At 53.0% G+C, this 14567-nt stretch carries 13 protein-coding genes and 5 pseudogenes; 2 read left to right on the forward strand and 16 right to left on the reverse strand.

Features of this window, described 5'->3' with window-relative positions; translation table 11 throughout:
* The 9 genes and pseudogenes from AACY52_RS27750 to AACY52_RS27790 form a co-directional block, all read right to left on the reverse strand.
* Window positions 1-141: pseudogene (locus AACY52_RS27750) on the reverse strand (IS630 family transposase); the annotation flags it as partial.
* A 252-nt stretch (window positions 142-393) separates the two neighbouring features.
* The gene (locus AACY52_RS27755) at window positions 394-1041 is read right to left on the reverse strand and encodes a hypothetical protein (protein ID WP_339421302.1); all 648 of its coding nucleotides are present in this window, start codon (window positions 1039-1041) and stop codon (window positions 394-396) included.
* A 133-nt stretch (window positions 1042-1174) separates the two neighbouring features.
* Window positions 1175-1540 carry a hypothetical protein gene (locus AACY52_RS27760; RefSeq protein ID WP_339421300.1) on the reverse strand — a complete coding sequence of 122 codons (366 nt, stop codon included), beginning with the start codon at window positions 1538-1540 and terminating at the stop codon, window positions 1175-1177.
* Between the two features lie 532 nt (window positions 1541-2072).
* Window positions 2073-2528 (reverse strand): annotated as a pseudogene (locus tag AACY52_RS27765) (hypothetical protein); the annotation flags it as partial.
* A gap of 7 nt (window positions 2529-2535) precedes the next feature.
* Window positions 2536-2904 (reverse strand): hypothetical protein, encoded by a 369-nt coding sequence (locus tag AACY52_RS27770; protein WP_027606810.1) that lies wholly within the window; start codon window positions 2902-2904, stop codon window positions 2536-2538.
* 45 nt (window positions 2905-2949) lie between these two features.
* Window positions 2950-3240 (reverse strand): hypothetical protein, encoded by a 291-nt coding sequence (locus AACY52_RS27775; protein ID WP_339421297.1) that lies wholly within the window; start codon window positions 3238-3240, stop codon window positions 2950-2952.
* A 27-nt stretch (window positions 3241-3267) separates the two neighbouring features.
* Window positions 3268-3660, reverse strand: coding sequence for a hypothetical protein (locus AACY52_RS27780; protein WP_339421295.1), 393 nt, complete (start codon window positions 3658-3660; stop codon window positions 3268-3270).
* 372 nt (window positions 3661-4032) lie between these two features.
* Window positions 4033-4836 (reverse strand): annotated as a pseudogene (locus AACY52_RS27785) (HAMP domain-containing protein); the annotation flags it as partial.
* A complete protein-coding gene (locus AACY52_RS27790; RefSeq protein WP_339421293.1) occupies window positions 4833-5516 on the reverse strand; it encodes a heavy metal response regulator transcription factor in 684 nt (227 codons plus the stop codon). The pseudogene AACY52_RS27785 and the gene AACY52_RS27790, both read right to left, overlap by 4 nt.
* A 448-nt stretch (window positions 5517-5964) precedes the next feature.
* Between AACY52_RS27790 and AACY52_RS27795 the strand changes: the two genes are divergently transcribed.
* A complete protein-coding gene (locus tag AACY52_RS27795; RefSeq protein WP_339421291.1) occupies window positions 5965-6216 on the forward strand; it encodes a heavy-metal-associated domain-containing protein in 252 nt (83 codons plus the stop codon).
* Between the two features lie 237 nt (window positions 6217-6453).
* Window positions 6454-8799 carry a heavy metal translocating P-type ATPase gene (locus AACY52_RS27800; protein ID WP_339421289.1) on the forward strand — a complete coding sequence of 782 codons (2346 nt, stop codon included), beginning with the start codon at window positions 6454-6456 and terminating at the stop codon, window positions 8797-8799.
* Window positions 8800-9120: 321 nt separating this feature from the next.
* Here the strand turns inward: AACY52_RS27800 and AACY52_RS27805 are convergent.
* The 7 genes and pseudogenes from AACY52_RS27805 to AACY52_RS27830 form a co-directional block, all read right to left on the reverse strand.
* Window positions 9121-9237, reverse strand: a pseudogene (locus tag AACY52_RS27805) (DedA family protein); the annotation flags it as partial.
* Window positions 9238-9388: 151 nt separating this feature from the next.
* Window positions 9389-10323: pseudogene (gene copD, locus AACY52_RS27810) on the reverse strand (copper homeostasis membrane protein CopD).
* A gap of 3 nt (window positions 10324-10326) precedes the next feature.
* Window positions 10327-10710 (reverse strand): copper homeostasis periplasmic binding protein CopC, encoded by a 384-nt coding sequence (copC, locus tag AACY52_RS27815; protein WP_339561024.1) that lies wholly within the window; start codon window positions 10708-10710, stop codon window positions 10327-10329.
* Window positions 10711-10781: 71 nt separating this feature from the next.
* The gene (locus AACY52_RS27820; protein ID WP_370468057.1) at window positions 10782-11681 is read right to left on the reverse strand and encodes a copper resistance protein B; all 900 of its coding nucleotides are present in this window, start codon (window positions 11679-11681) and stop codon (window positions 10782-10784) included.
* Between the two features lie 10 nt (window positions 11682-11691).
* The gene (locus AACY52_RS27825) at window positions 11692-13440 is read right to left on the reverse strand and encodes a copper resistance system multicopper oxidase (protein ID WP_339561025.1); all 1749 of its coding nucleotides are present in this window, start codon (window positions 13438-13440) and stop codon (window positions 11692-11694) included.
* 147 nt (window positions 13441-13587) lie between these two features.
* A complete protein-coding gene (locus AACY52_RS32400) occupies window positions 13588-13791 on the reverse strand; it encodes a co-regulatory protein PtrA N-terminal domain-containing protein (RefSeq protein WP_370467933.1) in 204 nt (67 codons plus the stop codon).
* Window positions 13792-14229: 438 nt separating this feature from the next.
* On the reverse strand, window positions 14230-14567 hold a 338-nt coding region (locus AACY52_RS27830; protein WP_339421283.1), incomplete at its 5' end, for a transposase.

The raw sequence follows: 14567 nt of genomic DNA on the forward strand, positions 1-14567 counted from the left end.
GGGCGTCAATCCATCAGCCAGTAGAAGCAGGATGCGCGCTCGCTGGGCGAGGCTCTGTTCCAGCGTACTCATACGCAACCAACCTTGCAGGGCGATGAGATCAGAAGGCGTTAAAGCGAAAGGGGATGTCGGCCGGGCCATGCGCATATCCAATCCATGACATTGGACGCACAGTATATCGTTACCAGTAGATAAATGAATTAACCGCTCAGGCCACTAGTATACGAACCAGAGAAATCTGCTTGAGTTCGCAGCGCATCTGCTCCTGATCTGCCTGTTTACAGCTTTTATCCATCAAGCTGGTTGCGGGAGGGTCTGCGAAGAAACCATCAATGACAACGACCTCACCTGGCGCAACATCGAAGCTTGCGAATGTCTTGTTCAGGTTAGCCTTTACGCTACGGTCTTCGACAGTTCTCTGCTGAATGCTCGGGGTCCAGCCGCCTGCAGAAGTCTGTCGCTTGACGTCATAAGATGTTTTACCCCAACTCGTGCACTCATTGTTGACGACGCGTACAGAGGTGCAGTAATCCTCTTGACGGTTTCATTGCGATAGCTGGCGTCTTCCCATTTCTGGCCTCTTTCAAACTCATCGAACGTCAATGCCTTTAGCATGGCATACCCCAAGGGTGAAGGCTTTATGTTGCGTCCACCAGGGGGTTCGAAAGCGGCTGTGCGCGGCAAGTTGTAACTGACACCGCTGATAGTGTAATGGCCTGGGTCGACGAGATAAATTTTATACAGCGTTCGTCCGAAAACTAGCTGAAAGTAATAATTTTGCGGATTATCTGAGTCAGTATCGTTGGCGATATCATAACCGATCATGATCTTTGAATACGGACGGGATTTATTAATCCACTCAGTGACTCCCGAGCGAAGCCTTAAAAAGTTTGCTTTTGCATCATTATCGTCAAAATTAAGATTCAGACTATCCAAGCTGGCAGTAGGGATTAGAAGTATGGTCTTGCCCGATGCCTTGAATCGCGCAAACATTTCGTCATGCCGTTGGCGGCGCTCTTTCGCGGCGTCAATAGGTGACATAAAACCTGCCGCAGCGGTCTGCGAACTGCTGTCAGGTGCATAAGGCGAGGGCGGCAATGGAACGCAACCGCTTACCAGTCCGAAGACCGCCAAGCCAGAGAGCAATTAGAGGTTAGGCGGTTGCGGCCTCATTTCAGCAGCGCCCTGTGGCTTTTAACAATGCATTGCAACTGGCAGGGGGTTCCGCCTCGGATGAAGCCTGCTTTCTTGCACCATCTACGGGCCCTGAACACAGCGTGTCGGAGTCCAGCACGACCAGCGATGTGTAATAACAGTTATAGATGCCTTTGCTTGTTTGAGCTTTGAACTTCACCGAGTCCAGCTCACCGTGCTTATCGAAAACCCTGACTTTCTCAGATGTCGTGTTGAGCGTGACGGCGGCTTTCTCCTGAAGGCTGCTATCTCTAACCGTCTTTGAGGCAATGATGCCGCATCCCTGAATCAAAGATGCCACCGCACCTGCTGCGAACAGTTGGAAAAAGATTTTATTCAAGATCATCTTTGGAATCCGCTAGATAGGTCATTAAAGTCGGAGCTTCATGCATGGTATGTTACACCCTTCAGTATTATGCATGAATTACTTTGTGGAGATATAGCACATGAGAGCTATTGTTTAAACGGCTTCGGTGTGACATGGAATCCCTTTCCGGCAACATAAGCATAGAAAGCCCACCGAAGGTTGGATTTTTTGTATTGCATTTAAAAAGCTCTCCGAACCTCCGAGCAGACAAACACATAGCCGATACGTTGCGCATCTTCTTCTCGAATGTTTCTGGCAGTTTCAGCTTCCAGTCCACAATACGATCATCGGGTGTATCGTTTACATCAAACGTGATCGTGTGTACTCGAATAGCTCGCATTCATGTGCTTCCTTGTATGGATGAGTTTTCTAGTGCATCAGTCATTCTCGACAGCGTCCCGCACAGGGAACCAACCATAGTGCAGCGTTCGGATTTATCATGATCGGTGTCCAAAGCTTTGAGCTCTGGGTCTGCTGGTATGACAAATCCACACCCGAGTCACTAAACACAAAACAGGTGATAAAATAAGTTTTTCGCTTCCTGAATTGGCTTGTTGCGCATCGCGAATGATAGGGCGATTTACTCGATAGTATGGATATCGAATGATCCTTGAGTCAACTCGTCGATCAGTCGAGTCGACTCTTCGAGCAGCGGCGTATCGCTGTCATTGAGACCACACAGACCACTGTTGTACAGCTTGAAACTATTGCTGGCCGAGATGCCGTAAGCTTCTAGCCGCTGACCGCGCTTTACATAGCCTGGACGTTCGCAGACATAGCTCCAGTCGTATTCAAAGCGGTCCATCACATACCGTCCTTGATCAATCCGTCCGAATATACGGTGGGGGGAATCCAGGAACAGCGTGTCGGTATCTACGAATAGGGTTTTTTCTGCCAGTTTTAGCCCTTCCGCGATCGCGCAGACCTTATGTCGGTGGTGGTAGCCGTTTTCACCTTGCCATTGGGTTCTTTTCCTACTTACACAGCCGCATCGCAATAGCATCGAATTCGCGGTCAAAGCTAGCTTTCTCTGCCGCGCTCAAGAAACCCTGCTGCTCGACGAATTGATTGGTTTGGTCCCGGATCGCTTCAACACGGTTGAGCATACGTTCAGCTTCAACCTGGGTAAGCTTGCGCGCTTTTCGCGTTGTGCTGATATCAGCACTCAGAACGTTTGCTCTCACTGATATGTGGGCTTGTCTGGTGTCACTGATCTTACCGCCAGTTTCACCAACCACTGCACGCTGGCTTTCTACATCACAACTCTGCAGCTCAAAGCTTTTCTGAGCCGCTACGGTGTTCAGGCTCACAGCCATCAACGAAGCTAATATTTTGTATTTCATCGGAATTTCCTACGTATCTGGACGTTGACCTTCACCACTCACACCCTAACCCTCAATCATCTCAAAGTAGGTGCCGCAGGGTCTGATTTTCGTTACCGCTCCAGACAGCGATGTCCCGTCGGGTAAAACTAAATTCGCATGACTGATAGAAGGCGACTTCAGCAAGTCCACACCTAAATTAGCTACCTGAACGCTCGTTTTTTTTCCTAACTCTCGACAGATCAACATCGGCTGGGCCGAGTATTTCGCCTGACGGCCGAGACCAGGGGCGACACCATAGGTCAGCGTAAGGTCGACCTCGCAAGAGATTTCGATTGGTAACTCGTTGCCTTTCATCATTTTTTCCTGTGACTTACCGCGACTTCAAAGATGTTCACACCAGCCTATATATGCTTGGTCGTTATTTAAAAAAATGAAAGGCTTCCTTGCGCCGTTTTGATATTCGTTAATCGTCAGGGCATAAATGTTTGAACCAGCTCCAACACCTTGGTCTTTTCGCATAGTCGTGACCACCTTGAAGCTGTTTTTCGATGAGCCATGATCAATAACCTGCGGATTGGTTACATAAGAGTTCTTAAGGGCCCCGACCATGAGTCCCGTCAGTCGGTCTACGTTGAACTTCTTACCCACGTAAGCCTGACTATAGGCATCGTCAGATGCACCTACCACCCTCTCAATTGTGCATCCGTAATCAGATCCGGCTGATACACCTGCTGCCCAACTAAGTGCAAATAATGCGCCTATCCATGACTTCATCTGATTTTTCCCTCAACTTGACACAGCGCTCGGATGTCCATGATCACGCAGCCCTGATAGAACCGCATGAGGCTCGGCGCCTGACAAAATCTGGTCGGTAAACGACTGAAGCAACCCGTTTTCTTCAAGATGACGCTAGTCGTCACCTGTCAATATCTGACTATACAGATTCACACCGTCCGCCTCGGTCATCACGTAAACGTGAGACGTGGGTGATTGGCATTCCTTGGGATGCCAGTCGCCGCAGCTTTCTACACGTTCCGCACCCTCTTCCTTTTCAACCCAGTAAGAGCATTCGCCGTTGCTGCCAGTGATGATGAGAAATTCGGCGGACGCCTTTTTGAAGTGATGTGACATGACCATTTCCGGTGCGCGCTTTTTGGTTAGAATCACCTCCGTATGGGGGCGTAAGTTGCTGATGGGGGTGCGCAGCTCATGTGCACTATCTGCGGAAAAATTGGACAGCCGCACGAATGATTCATCGAGTCGTGCAAGCATCGCATTGAAAGATGAGACCAGTTGCACCAACTCATGTGGCACATCCTCAAGCGGGATGCGATCTTTCAGTGACCGTGCGGACATTGCGGCTGCGACTTGGGTCACCTGCGCCACTGGTTTCAACCCACTGCGGGCAACCACCCAACCTAACGCCGCGCTGATGACCGCGCTGATGGCCAGGCCGATTACAAACCACCATTGCAGCGTTTCAAAAAAATGCATATGACCGGTGATGTCCAGGATCAACCACACGGTTACAGGATCGACTTGGTGAACGCTACGTATCTGTGCGGTCATGCCGCGATACATGTGTCCGTCTCTGGTCCACTCCCATATGTCTTGGTTCGTGTGAGGTTCTTCTATCTGAGGAAGCGACGTCGTCTTCGGAGCGGCAAATAACAAGGTTCCGTCGTTTGCCGAAATGATGGCCGAAAGCTCAGGATGAGCTCCTAACAGAGCTTGTAACTGAAGCTCTACCTCCGCAGCATCAGTTGACCCGGACTGGCCCTCCATGATTTGCCTTGTGGATTCGAGTTTCTCCATAAGCGTCTGGTGGTCAATTGCTTTGAAGTGACGTCGGCTGAGTTCATTGAAGCTCAAACCAGCCGCAACTAAAACTGCTACTACCGCGCATACGAACATGAGGCCCAAGCGGAGCGTCAGAGAGGCGCGCTTCATTCAGCATCCGGGGCGTCTAGCATGTAGCCCATCCCGCGAGTTGTTTGGATTAGTTTCGTGTCAAAGTCATCATCGATTTTTGCCCTAAGCCTGCGGATGGCGACCTCGATGACATTGGTATCACTGTCGAAGTTCATGTCCCATACCTGCGAGGCAATCAGTGACTTTGGTAAAACTTCACCACGCCGCCGCATCAGGAGCTCCAATAGGGAAAACTCCTTTGCGGTGAGGTCAATCCGCTTACCTGATCGCATCGCTCTGCGTTTTAAAAGGTCGACTTCCAAATCGCCAATTTTGATGGTCGTCAGGTTAGTAGAACCGTTTACGCGACGAAGCAAGCTTCTGACTCGGGCAAGCAACTCCGAGAACGCGAACGGTTTTACCAAGTAATCGTCAGCCCCCAGCTCCAGACCTTTCACCCGATCATCGACGCCATCCCTAGCAGTAAGGAAAAGCACTGGGAATGTTTTTCCGGCTGCCCGCACCATTCGGATGACCTCCCACCCATCTATGCCTGGCATCATCACGTCGAGAATCAACAGATCGTAGTCCTCCCCAATTGCTTGGTACAGCGCTTCAGTGCCAGTGACGACTCGATCAACACTGAAACCAGCTTCCGTAAGCCCCTGTTGGAGGTACATGCCAGTTTTGGGTTCGTCTTCTGCTACCAAGAGTTTCATGCTGGGTTTCCAGTGGGACGGCAGCTTAGTGTGCGATGAAAATGAGAATCCGGGTGCTAACTTACTGAAATGTAATACCGGCAACAGCTCGCCGAAATGCAGCAGCGGCTAAGGTAATGGCATAGATGGGTTGTTCCCTAAATCTCATCGTACTGGGGACGGTCAATGCTTAGCTAGGTGTAGGTTCATGAAACAGTCGCTTTACGACCTCCAGCAACCATTAGTAGAGAATCATTGCTTTTGTAAATTTGCTTCCTGGGCCTCACCACAGACAAGGACCTGTGAGGACTCAGACTAAACCAACAAAAGCTCGGAAATAGGTCAATTCGCTGTCGACGGGCCCTTTCGCCCTTTTAAGGGAAGGAGTGAAGGAAATTTCTTCTTGACCTTGCCCGTAGGGCAAGGATGAAAGTCGTGTGATCAAATACGATTTCTAGAGGAACGGATGATGACCACCTTTGAAGTACAAGACATGACCTGCGGACACTGCGTGAGGATCATTACCGACGTTGTGCTGGCCTTGGACCCAGCGGCGAGCGTACAAGTAGATCTGCCATCGCATCTTGTGCAGATTGAGTCGGCAAGCGTCGAAGCACCTGAGCTAGCTGACGCGATTGTGCAGGCTGGCTACTCGCCTATCGCCCCCACTACCAGCCCGGCGATGATCAAGAAGAAAGGGGGTTGCTGCTGCGGCACCTGAGGCACGCATCGACTGACTTCCAAGCTAGCCCACACGCTCCATTACCTCCGTTGAGGCGTCGAGTAGTTCAGTCCGACTTATTGGATGGGTAGTAGTCCTAGCCCTCGACGCCGTCTTATTTGTGCTGCACATGCAGTCGAAAAACCTCATAGCCAAGGCGAACACCCCGACTACGTGTTCACCACACAAACACAACTCGTTAGCCAAACTGAGCGAGTTTAAAGCATGGACCCTAAAATGAGCAGAAACCACGACGAGCAGCATCAGGCACCCTCGACAGGGAGCCCTGCACTCAAAGACCCCGTCTGCGGCATGACGGTCTCCGATCAGTCGCCGCACAAGTCTGAGCATGACGGTAAAGGTTTCTACTTTTGTAGTGCGCACTGTTTGGCCAGGTTCAAGGCCGAGCCCGGCAAATACATCCGGCTTCCCACGCAAGCGAAAGTCTCATCGAAAGAGCCACCATCCCAAGCGGCAAAGGTTTACACCTGTCCGATGCACCCGCAAATCCATGAGGACCATCCGGGTGACTGCCCCATTTGCGGCATGGCGCTGGAGCCGGTTGTACCTGATCTTGATGATGAAGAAAATCCAGAACTCGCCTCATTTACCCGACGCTTTTGGTGGACGCTGCCACTGACTGTGATCGTTGCGACGCTCTCCATGTCCGGCCATCAGCTTGGCTGGTTCGATATGACTACGCAGAGCTGGGTCGAGTTGGTCCTGTCTCTGCCGGTGGTGATATGGGCCGGTTGGCCGTTCTTCGCACGCGGCGTGCAGTCAGTGGTGCAGCGCAGTCCCAACATGTGGACGCTGATCAGCCTAGGTACCGGGGCAGCCTTTGTCTACAGCGTTGTGGCAACTTTGGCGCCTGGTGTCTTCCCGCCCTCGTTTATCTCGATGGGGCGCGTGGCGGTCTATTTTGAGGCCGCCGTGGTGATTATTTCGCTGACCCTGTTTGGCCAGTTGCTTGAGCTCAAAGCTCGGTCCAAGACCTCGGCCGCGATCAAGTCGTTGCTTGGCTTAGCGCCCAAGACCGCCCGCCGCGTTAACGCTGACGGCTCCGAAGAAGACATACCGCTTACAGAGGTGAACGAGGGCGACAGACTGCGCGTACGTCCAGGTGAGAAGGTACCGGTCGATGGTGAGGTCCTAGAAGGGAGCAGCTCGCTCGACGAATCGATGCTGACTGGCGAACCGTTGCCCGTCAGCAAACGCTCGGGTGACAAACTCATTGGAGCCACACTCAATACTAGCGGTGCTTTGCTGATGCGTGCCGAACACGTGGGCTCGACGACCGTGCTCTCGCAGATTGTTCAGATGGTGGCGCAGGCGCAGCGTTCGAAGGCGCCAATGCAACGAATGGCGGATACCGTCTCTGCGTACTTTGTCTATGGCGTTGTAGCGGTCGCGTTGTTGACGTTCCTGGCGTGGGGCATCTTCGGCCCGCAGCCCAGTTGGGTGTACGGTCTGATCAATGCGGTGACGGTGTTGATCATTGCCTGCCCCTGCGCACTGGGACTGGCCACCCCCATGTCGATCATGGTCGCCACAGGGCGTGGCGCCTCGCAGGGCGTGCTATTTCGCGATGCCGCAGCCATCGAAAACCTCTGCAAGATCGATACGTTGATCGTTGACAAGACCGGCACGCTGACCGAAGGCAAGCCTGCCTTCAAACGAGCTCTGGGTGCCAATGGCTTTGAAGACGACGAGGTGCTGAGCCTGGCAGCCAGCCTTGATCAGGGCAGCGAGCATCCCTTGGCCGCAGCCATCGTCAAGGCTGCGCGTGATCGTAAGCTGGAGCTCAAAAAGGCCGAGCAATTCGACTCAGCTTCGGGCATCGGCGTGAAGGGTGTCGTGGACGGGAAGTCCCTCGCTATTGGTAATCAGACGCTGATGGAACAGTTGGGCGTAGATGTGTCGGCAGTCGCAAGCCAGGCCCAGGAACTGCGCGCAGACGGAGACAGCGTCATGCATCTGGCCGTGGACGGCAAACTGGCGGGGCTGCTTGCAGTTTCCGATCCGGTCAAGGCCACAACGGCAGACGCTCTGGATTCGCTGCGCAAATCGGGCTTGCGCATCATCATGGCGACCGGCGATGGCCTCACTACCGCGCAGGCCGTGGGCAAAGGCTTGGGTATTGAAGAGGTCCACGGCGAGGTCAAGCCGGCTGACAAATTGCAACTGGTGGAGCGTCTCCAGCAGGAAGGCCGGATCGTCGCGATGGCGGGTGACGGCATCAATGACGCGCCAGCGCTGGCCAAGGCCAACGTCGGCATTGCCATGGGCACGGGCACCGACGTGGCGATGAACAGCGCGCAGCTCACTCTGGTAAAGGGCGATCTGCTTGGTATAGCGACGGCACGGGCGCTTTCAGTGAGTACAGTCGCCAACATGAAGCAGAACCTCACTTTCGCCTTACTCTATAACCTACTGGGCATACCCTTGGCAGCTGGCGTGCTGTACCCCTTCACCGGTTGGCTCTTGTCCCCCATGATCGGCGCATTAGCGATGAGCCTGAGCTCGGTCTCCGTGATGGGCAACGCATTACGCCTTCGGTTTACCGCGCTCAAGCGGGACTGACTCGGCTGAGGCGCCTATAGGTTAGGGCAAGTCTTACAGAGTGAGGTGCCGAGGCCGAATTGACCCGGTTGCCGAGATTTAACTGACCCAGTCTGACTCCTCCTGAATCATTGTATGTTCCGGATTAGCGTAGGTTTGGAGATAGTTCAGTCTCGCCTCAGCGTGTGGGTCAATTCGACGTCGATACCCACACTGACGGCCTTGGCTGTTCTTGTCACAACCGCACAACAGCAAGGTCGCGGAATTGACCAGATGCTGACACAAGAGTGACTTACGTCTAATCGACTAAAGCTCAGCAAAGCCCATGGTTTGCGCGGAATCAGAATAGCGCTCCGAAAGCAGCATGCCGATTAACACTGCTTCAGATTGCAATGGAAGAAGCGTGGCAGCGCCGAACGCCGCCATGAAGAGGCCCAGATAGCTGGTTAACTCAACCACGACGCCGTCCTGCGAATCCAGCCATTCCAGTCGTGAATACTCACATGCACACCTACGCAGAGGATTGGTTACGCTTAGCGGATGGGTGCTAGGCGTACAAAGGAATTGGATGCCAACGCCCTAAACGCATCGATAACCCTCTCTACACAAGCTATTCCAATGCCATTTCCATTTCTGGGCTCAGCGTGCCCAGCCAAGCTACCAACCAAATAATCACAACGGCGGATGAGAATTCGACAACCATGCTCCGTCTTAGGGAATTCGCGGCGGTGGTGTATTCACCCGCTTGTAAAGAACGCTCAAGAAAAGGACTCAAATGGAAACGATTGAGTGCTGCAAGGCCCAGCATGCCCCCAAACAACGCCAACTTGAAAAACAGTAATAGGCCGTAGGTGCTGCCGATCATTCCGTCAAAACTGGGTCCAACGATGAACAAATAATTCACCACCCCGGTGATCACGATTATGGCGACGATCACCGCGCCCGCTTTCTCGAAGCCGGTGAGCGCACGGGCAAGAACTTTCACCAGGTGTTCTGCTTGCAGCTTTTTCAGCCTCAATAACAAGCCAAACGCGGCCAATGCACCGATCCAACCACCTGCTGCAAGTAGGTGCAAGATATCCGCGCCAAAGTGCCAGATTCGGCGACTTCCTTCATCCATCGCCCCGTGCCCGGTCCATGCCAGCGATGCTAGGGCGGAGGCGCCACCGAGAGATGCGAGCCAGAGGCTTTGCGTTGGCCATCGCTTGTTCTGAGTTGCAGCCAAAATGACCACCAGCAGTGCGACCATCCGGATAACCCAGCTCAAACCGACGTCGGTTTCAGCAAGCATCATTTCGATGTGAGGCAGTAGCCCCGTCCATTCTGCGGCGCCGCTCATGCTCTGCGCGAGCACCACCATACCGACAAGAGAGATCAATAAACCGAACGCAGCTGTGCCAACCAGGAGTGACTCAAAATGCAGCACCTCTCCCGATCTGCGTTCCTGACCACGTAAGCTATAGAGCCCGAAGGTAGCAAACCAAACAGCAACATCAGATCCGTGTAGAGGGCAAAGCGCAGTGCAACATTGATTGAGTCACCCATGGCCTACTTCACTTTAAAAGTAAGATTGCCAGTAATCGGGTGGGTGTCAGACGACACGGCACGCCATTCCACTTTGTAACTGCCGGTAGTTAGACCGGAGGCCGGCGTGATGATCATGGTTTTAGGATCGCTCCCGCCCGCGACATTCGCTTTTACACCCATCGGTGAATTTGGCATGCCAGGCATGTCCGTCATTATCAGCTTGGCACCGAAGAACTGGGTTACTAGGTTTTCGGAGAAGTGCAGCTCGATTTTCGCCGGGGCAGCGCCGCTTTCACCTTCAGTCGGTGTAGAAGACAATAGTTTGGGATGAGCTTGGGCCCATGCACTCATCAGCAGTCCGGTCGAAAGTGCTACGGCAACAGCAGTATTTTTAATAATAGACACGCAAGGCTCCTCACAGCACAAGGCTGTTTGTTTGAGGGTTAGTAGGTTTACTTCAAGGTTTTACACGGGACTCAAAACCACATGCGGACACCCAGCACCAGTCGTGCTTCGCTGCGGTCTTCGCCTTCCTCTCTAGCATAATCGGCGGTTTTTCCGTATGAGCGATTCCACGTCACACCTATGTAGGGTGCAAATTCGCGCCGAATTTCGTATCGGAGTCTTAAACCCACTTCACTTTCCGAAAGCCCAGAACCAATGCCACGCTGCGCATCGTCTTTGCCGTAAAAGTTAAGTTCCGCAGTGGGCTGAAGGATCAGTTTGTTAGTTAGCAGGATGTCATAGTCACCTTCAAGGCGTGCAGCTGTTTGTCCGCCTTCGCCCAGAAAAGCTGTCGCTTCAACGTCCAAGTTGTAGAGCGCTAAACCCTGGATGCCGAATGCAGCCCAGGTTTCCGGGGCACTTGGCTTGAAATCCTGACGGACGCCGCCAACTAGATCCCACCAAGGGCTGATAGCGTGCCCCCATAACGCTTGCACCTCTGCTTTTTCAGTCTTGCCGTTGGTTCGCTCACCGTCGGTACGTAACCAAAGCCGATCGATATCGCCGCCTATCCAACCTTTTGCATCCCAATTAAAGACGCTGCCCGTATCCGCGTCCTGCCACTCCAACTGGTCGATGAGAAAAAACGAGTTAATGGCACTGTCATGAACTGCATGTCCACCCGGAGCATTGTAAACAGCAGCCCTATCAGCATCTGTCAGCACGGGGATCGGCGTGCGACTTTGGGTCGGTACAACCTGCTTTGGGGAATCCATGCCCTGCATTTGGCTGTGATCCATACCCTGCATCAGGCCTTGATCCATGCTCTGCATGCCACTGGAATCCGCCAATGCCCATGTGGTAGAGGTAAGGGATAAGCCAGCAACCACCACTGTTGCGTACATGTGGGCAGCGCGAAAAATATTGCTCATTGTCGATTCCTCACTCTTCCACACGAACTTCACGGAACATCCCCATTTCCATGTGATACAGGAGATGGCAGTGGTACGCCCAACGTCCCAGTGCATCTGCGGTCACTCGATAACTGCGTTTAGAGCCTGGCGGCATATCGATGGTGTGCTTACGCACCATGAAATTGCCGTTATCGTCTTCAAGATCACTCCACATGCCGTGCAGATGTATCGGATGAGTCATCATTGTGTCGTTGACGAGCACGACGCGAACCCTTTCGCCGTACTTCAAACGCAGAGGCTCGGCATCAGAAAACTTGACCCCGTTGAACGCCCAGGAAAATTTTTCCATGTGTCCAGTGAGGTGAAGCTCGATGGTACGGCTAGGTTCGCGTCCATCAGGATCTTCAAAAGTGCTTTTGAGGTCAGCGTAGGTCAGTACTTTGCGGCCGTTATCTCGAAGGCCCATGCCTGGGTCGTTCAACTTTGGCGATGTTCCCATCGCCTGCATATCCACCAGCGGATTGTTGTCCTCGGTCGTGGGGTGAGATTGCATTTCTCCCATCCCCGGCATGTTGTCCATGGACATCTTGCTGTGATCCAAGCCCGACATGTTATCCATGCCTTTCATTTCACCACCGTCCATTCCGCCGTGATCCATCCCTGCCATCCCCATATCAGCCATGGTCACCAGAGGCCGAGGATCTAAAGGCGGAGCTGCGGCTACCAAGCCGGCTCGCATCGCCAGCGTTCCGCTTGCATACCCGGTTCTGTCCATAGACTGGGCAAAAATCGTGTAGGCCTCTTGAGTAGGTTCAACGATGACATCAAAGGTCTCGGCGGTAGCAATCCGGAATTCATCAACGCTTACCGGTTTAACGTGCTGGCCATCGGAGGCCACGACAGTCATGTTCAAACCAGGAATACGGACGTCGAAATACGTCATCGCCGATCCGTTTATGAAGCGCATTCGGATTTTTTCGCCTGAACGAAATATTCCCGTCCAGTTCATGTTCGGTGCCTGACCGTTCATCAAGTAGGTATAGGTGGCACCGCTGACGTCGGCGATGTCGGTGGGATTCATCTTCATTTCAGCCCACATCTTCCGATCATCAACGGTCGCCGACCAACCTTTCTCATTGACGTCGTGAATGAAGTCCCCAACGGTACGCTTGTTGTAGTTGTAGTAATCCGACTGCTTTTTGAGCTTGTTCATCAACGAGGAGGGATCTTCGTCCGTCCAGTCGGTCAGCATCACTACATAATCGCGATCATATTTGAAGGGCTCCGGCTCTTTGGCGTCGATGACCAATGGACCATAGACTCCTACCTGTTCTTGAAAGCCGGAATGGCTGTGGTACCAGTACGTTCCGTTCTGTTTAACCTTGAACGTGTAGACGTACATCCCATCAGGCTCGATCCCGTGAAAACTTAACCCAGGAACGCCATCCATGTTTGCTGGAAGGATGATTCCGTGCCAATGAATGGAGGTTGTGTCCGTCAGGCGATTCTTCACCCGCAATGTGACGGTATCGCCTTCACGCCAGCGCAGCAGAGGCCCGGGAATTCCTCCATTTATGGTCATCGCGGTGCGGGGATTGCCGGTGATATTCACCTGGCTCTCGCCAATGAAAAGGTCAAACTCTGTACCCGACAGGACACTGGGTTGGCCTGGGCTGGTAATCGCCCAAACAGGGGTGCGCCAGAGCCCTAATCCGCTGAGTAATCCGGCCGCGGTCAAACCTTTAACGAAGGTGCGCCTAGAAGTTTTGGAATGCATACCGGTTTGAATCTCTTCGGTCGAATAGGAGCAGAGGCGTGACGCGGTGCCTAGACACAAAACCGTGTCAGCTGCCACACGTGCGGTTGAGCGAAAGATGCCATAAGGCAGCCAACAGGGTGATTACAATTCAGTAAGTTTGGCTGCTCAGCAGTGGGGCTTCTGGACTTTGGTTTCTTGCTGCGCCGCGTCCCTGTCCACAGTCGACGCAGTGGATGCTTCGTGGGCAGCCATTGCAACCGCGCGCGCTTTCTCCATCCGATCAAAGGTGCGGTCGCCGCCCCCTTCTGCGAAAGCGAAAGAGGTAAGAGTCAAGCTGCTGATCAATATCAAGACATTAGTCACTTTCATTTTTTAAGCCCAAGTGGGTTTCCTGCATCTACCCCGAGGAAGAAGGGGATGAGCGGTTTGCTCAGGGAGGATATTTGAGAACCCAGGCTTTCAGAATGCTGAGGTGGGAATTACAGTTTTGAAAGCTTTTGCGATCCCCACAAGGCAATAGCAGTAAAGAATTAGCCGCGTGGCTCAACGAGAAAGTGGTCAGTTCGAATGCAAAGGGGTGGTCACTACGGATGCAATTGACTGGTCAGTGACGATGCAATTGGGTGGTCAAGTGAGATGCAATTTCCCAACGACCTCTTCGCTTCGAAAAAACAGGTCGATGGTAGTGAATAACCCTGCGTTGCTGCCTGCCTGAAAGTGTCCGGATGGCCGTGGAATCGGTGTCCGGATGCTCGTGGAATGGTAAGCGATCCATAAACCCCACCTACCCAACACTGGGTCAACAGTTTACCGTGGCATTTCTGGCGAGCAGTTCCACGGCAGCAAGGCTTCATAATCTTCAAGCGACGAAGCCTTAGGTAGCCGCTCCAGTACGTGGCGCAGCCACGTATAGGGCTCCTGGCCGTTGACCTTGGCGGTCTCGACCAAGCTATAGATCTGCGCACTGGCGGTGGCGCCTTTGGGCGTATCGCTGAACAGCCATGCCTTGCGCCCTATGACAAACGGCTTTATTGCGCGCTCGGCCTTGTTATTGTCTATGGGTAAAAACCCGGTTTCCACATAACGCTCCAACCGACTCCAGTTGTTCGCCAGGTAGTTGACTGCTTTACCCAAGGTGCTTTTCG

It is taken from the genome of Pseudomonas sp. EA_65y_Pfl1_P113 (genome assembly GCF_963970525.1).
GTDB lineage: Bacteria > Pseudomonadota > Gammaproteobacteria > Pseudomonadales > Pseudomonadaceae > Aquipseudomonas > Aquipseudomonas tritici.

Coding starts and splice junctions, on each gene's coding strand:
- AACY52_RS27755 (WP_339421302.1), bottom strand. CDS start 1,041: ATGTCACCTATTGACGCCGCGAAAGAGCGCCGCCAACGGCATGACGAA.
- AACY52_RS27760 (WP_339421300.1), bottom strand. CDS start 1,540: ATGATCTTGAATAAAATCTTTTTCCAACTGTTCGCAGCAGGTGCGGTG.
- AACY52_RS27770 (WP_027606810.1), bottom strand. CDS start 2,904: ATGAAATACAAAATATTAGCTTCGTTGATGGCTGTGAGCCTGAACACC.
- AACY52_RS27775 (WP_339421297.1), bottom strand. CDS start 3,240: ATGAAAGGCAACGAGTTACCAATCGAAATCTCTTGCGAGGTCGACCTT.
- AACY52_RS27780 (WP_339421295.1), bottom strand. CDS start 3,660: ATGAAGTCATGGATAGGCGCATTATTTGCACTTAGTTGGGCAGCAGGT.
- AACY52_RS27790 (WP_339421293.1), bottom strand. CDS start 5,516: ATGAAACTCTTGGTAGCAGAAGACGAACCCAAAACTGGCATGTACCTC.
- AACY52_RS27795 (WP_339421291.1), top strand. CDS start 5,965: ATGACCACCTTTGAAGTACAAGACATGACCTGCGGACACTGCGTGAGG.
- AACY52_RS27800 (WP_339421289.1), top strand. CDS start 6,454: ATGAGCAGAAACCACGACGAGCAGCATCAGGCACCCTCGACAGGGAGC.
- AACY52_RS27820 (WP_370468057.1), bottom strand. CDS start 11,681: ATGAGCAATATTTTTCGCGCTGCCCACATGTACGCAACAGTGGTGGTT.
- AACY52_RS27825 (WP_339561025.1), bottom strand. CDS start 13,440: ATGCATTCCAAAACTTCTAGGCGCACCTTCGTTAAAGGTTTGACCGCG.
- AACY52_RS32400 (WP_370467933.1), bottom strand. CDS start 13,791: ATGAAAGTGACTAATGTCTTGATATTGATCAGCAGCTTGACTCTTACC.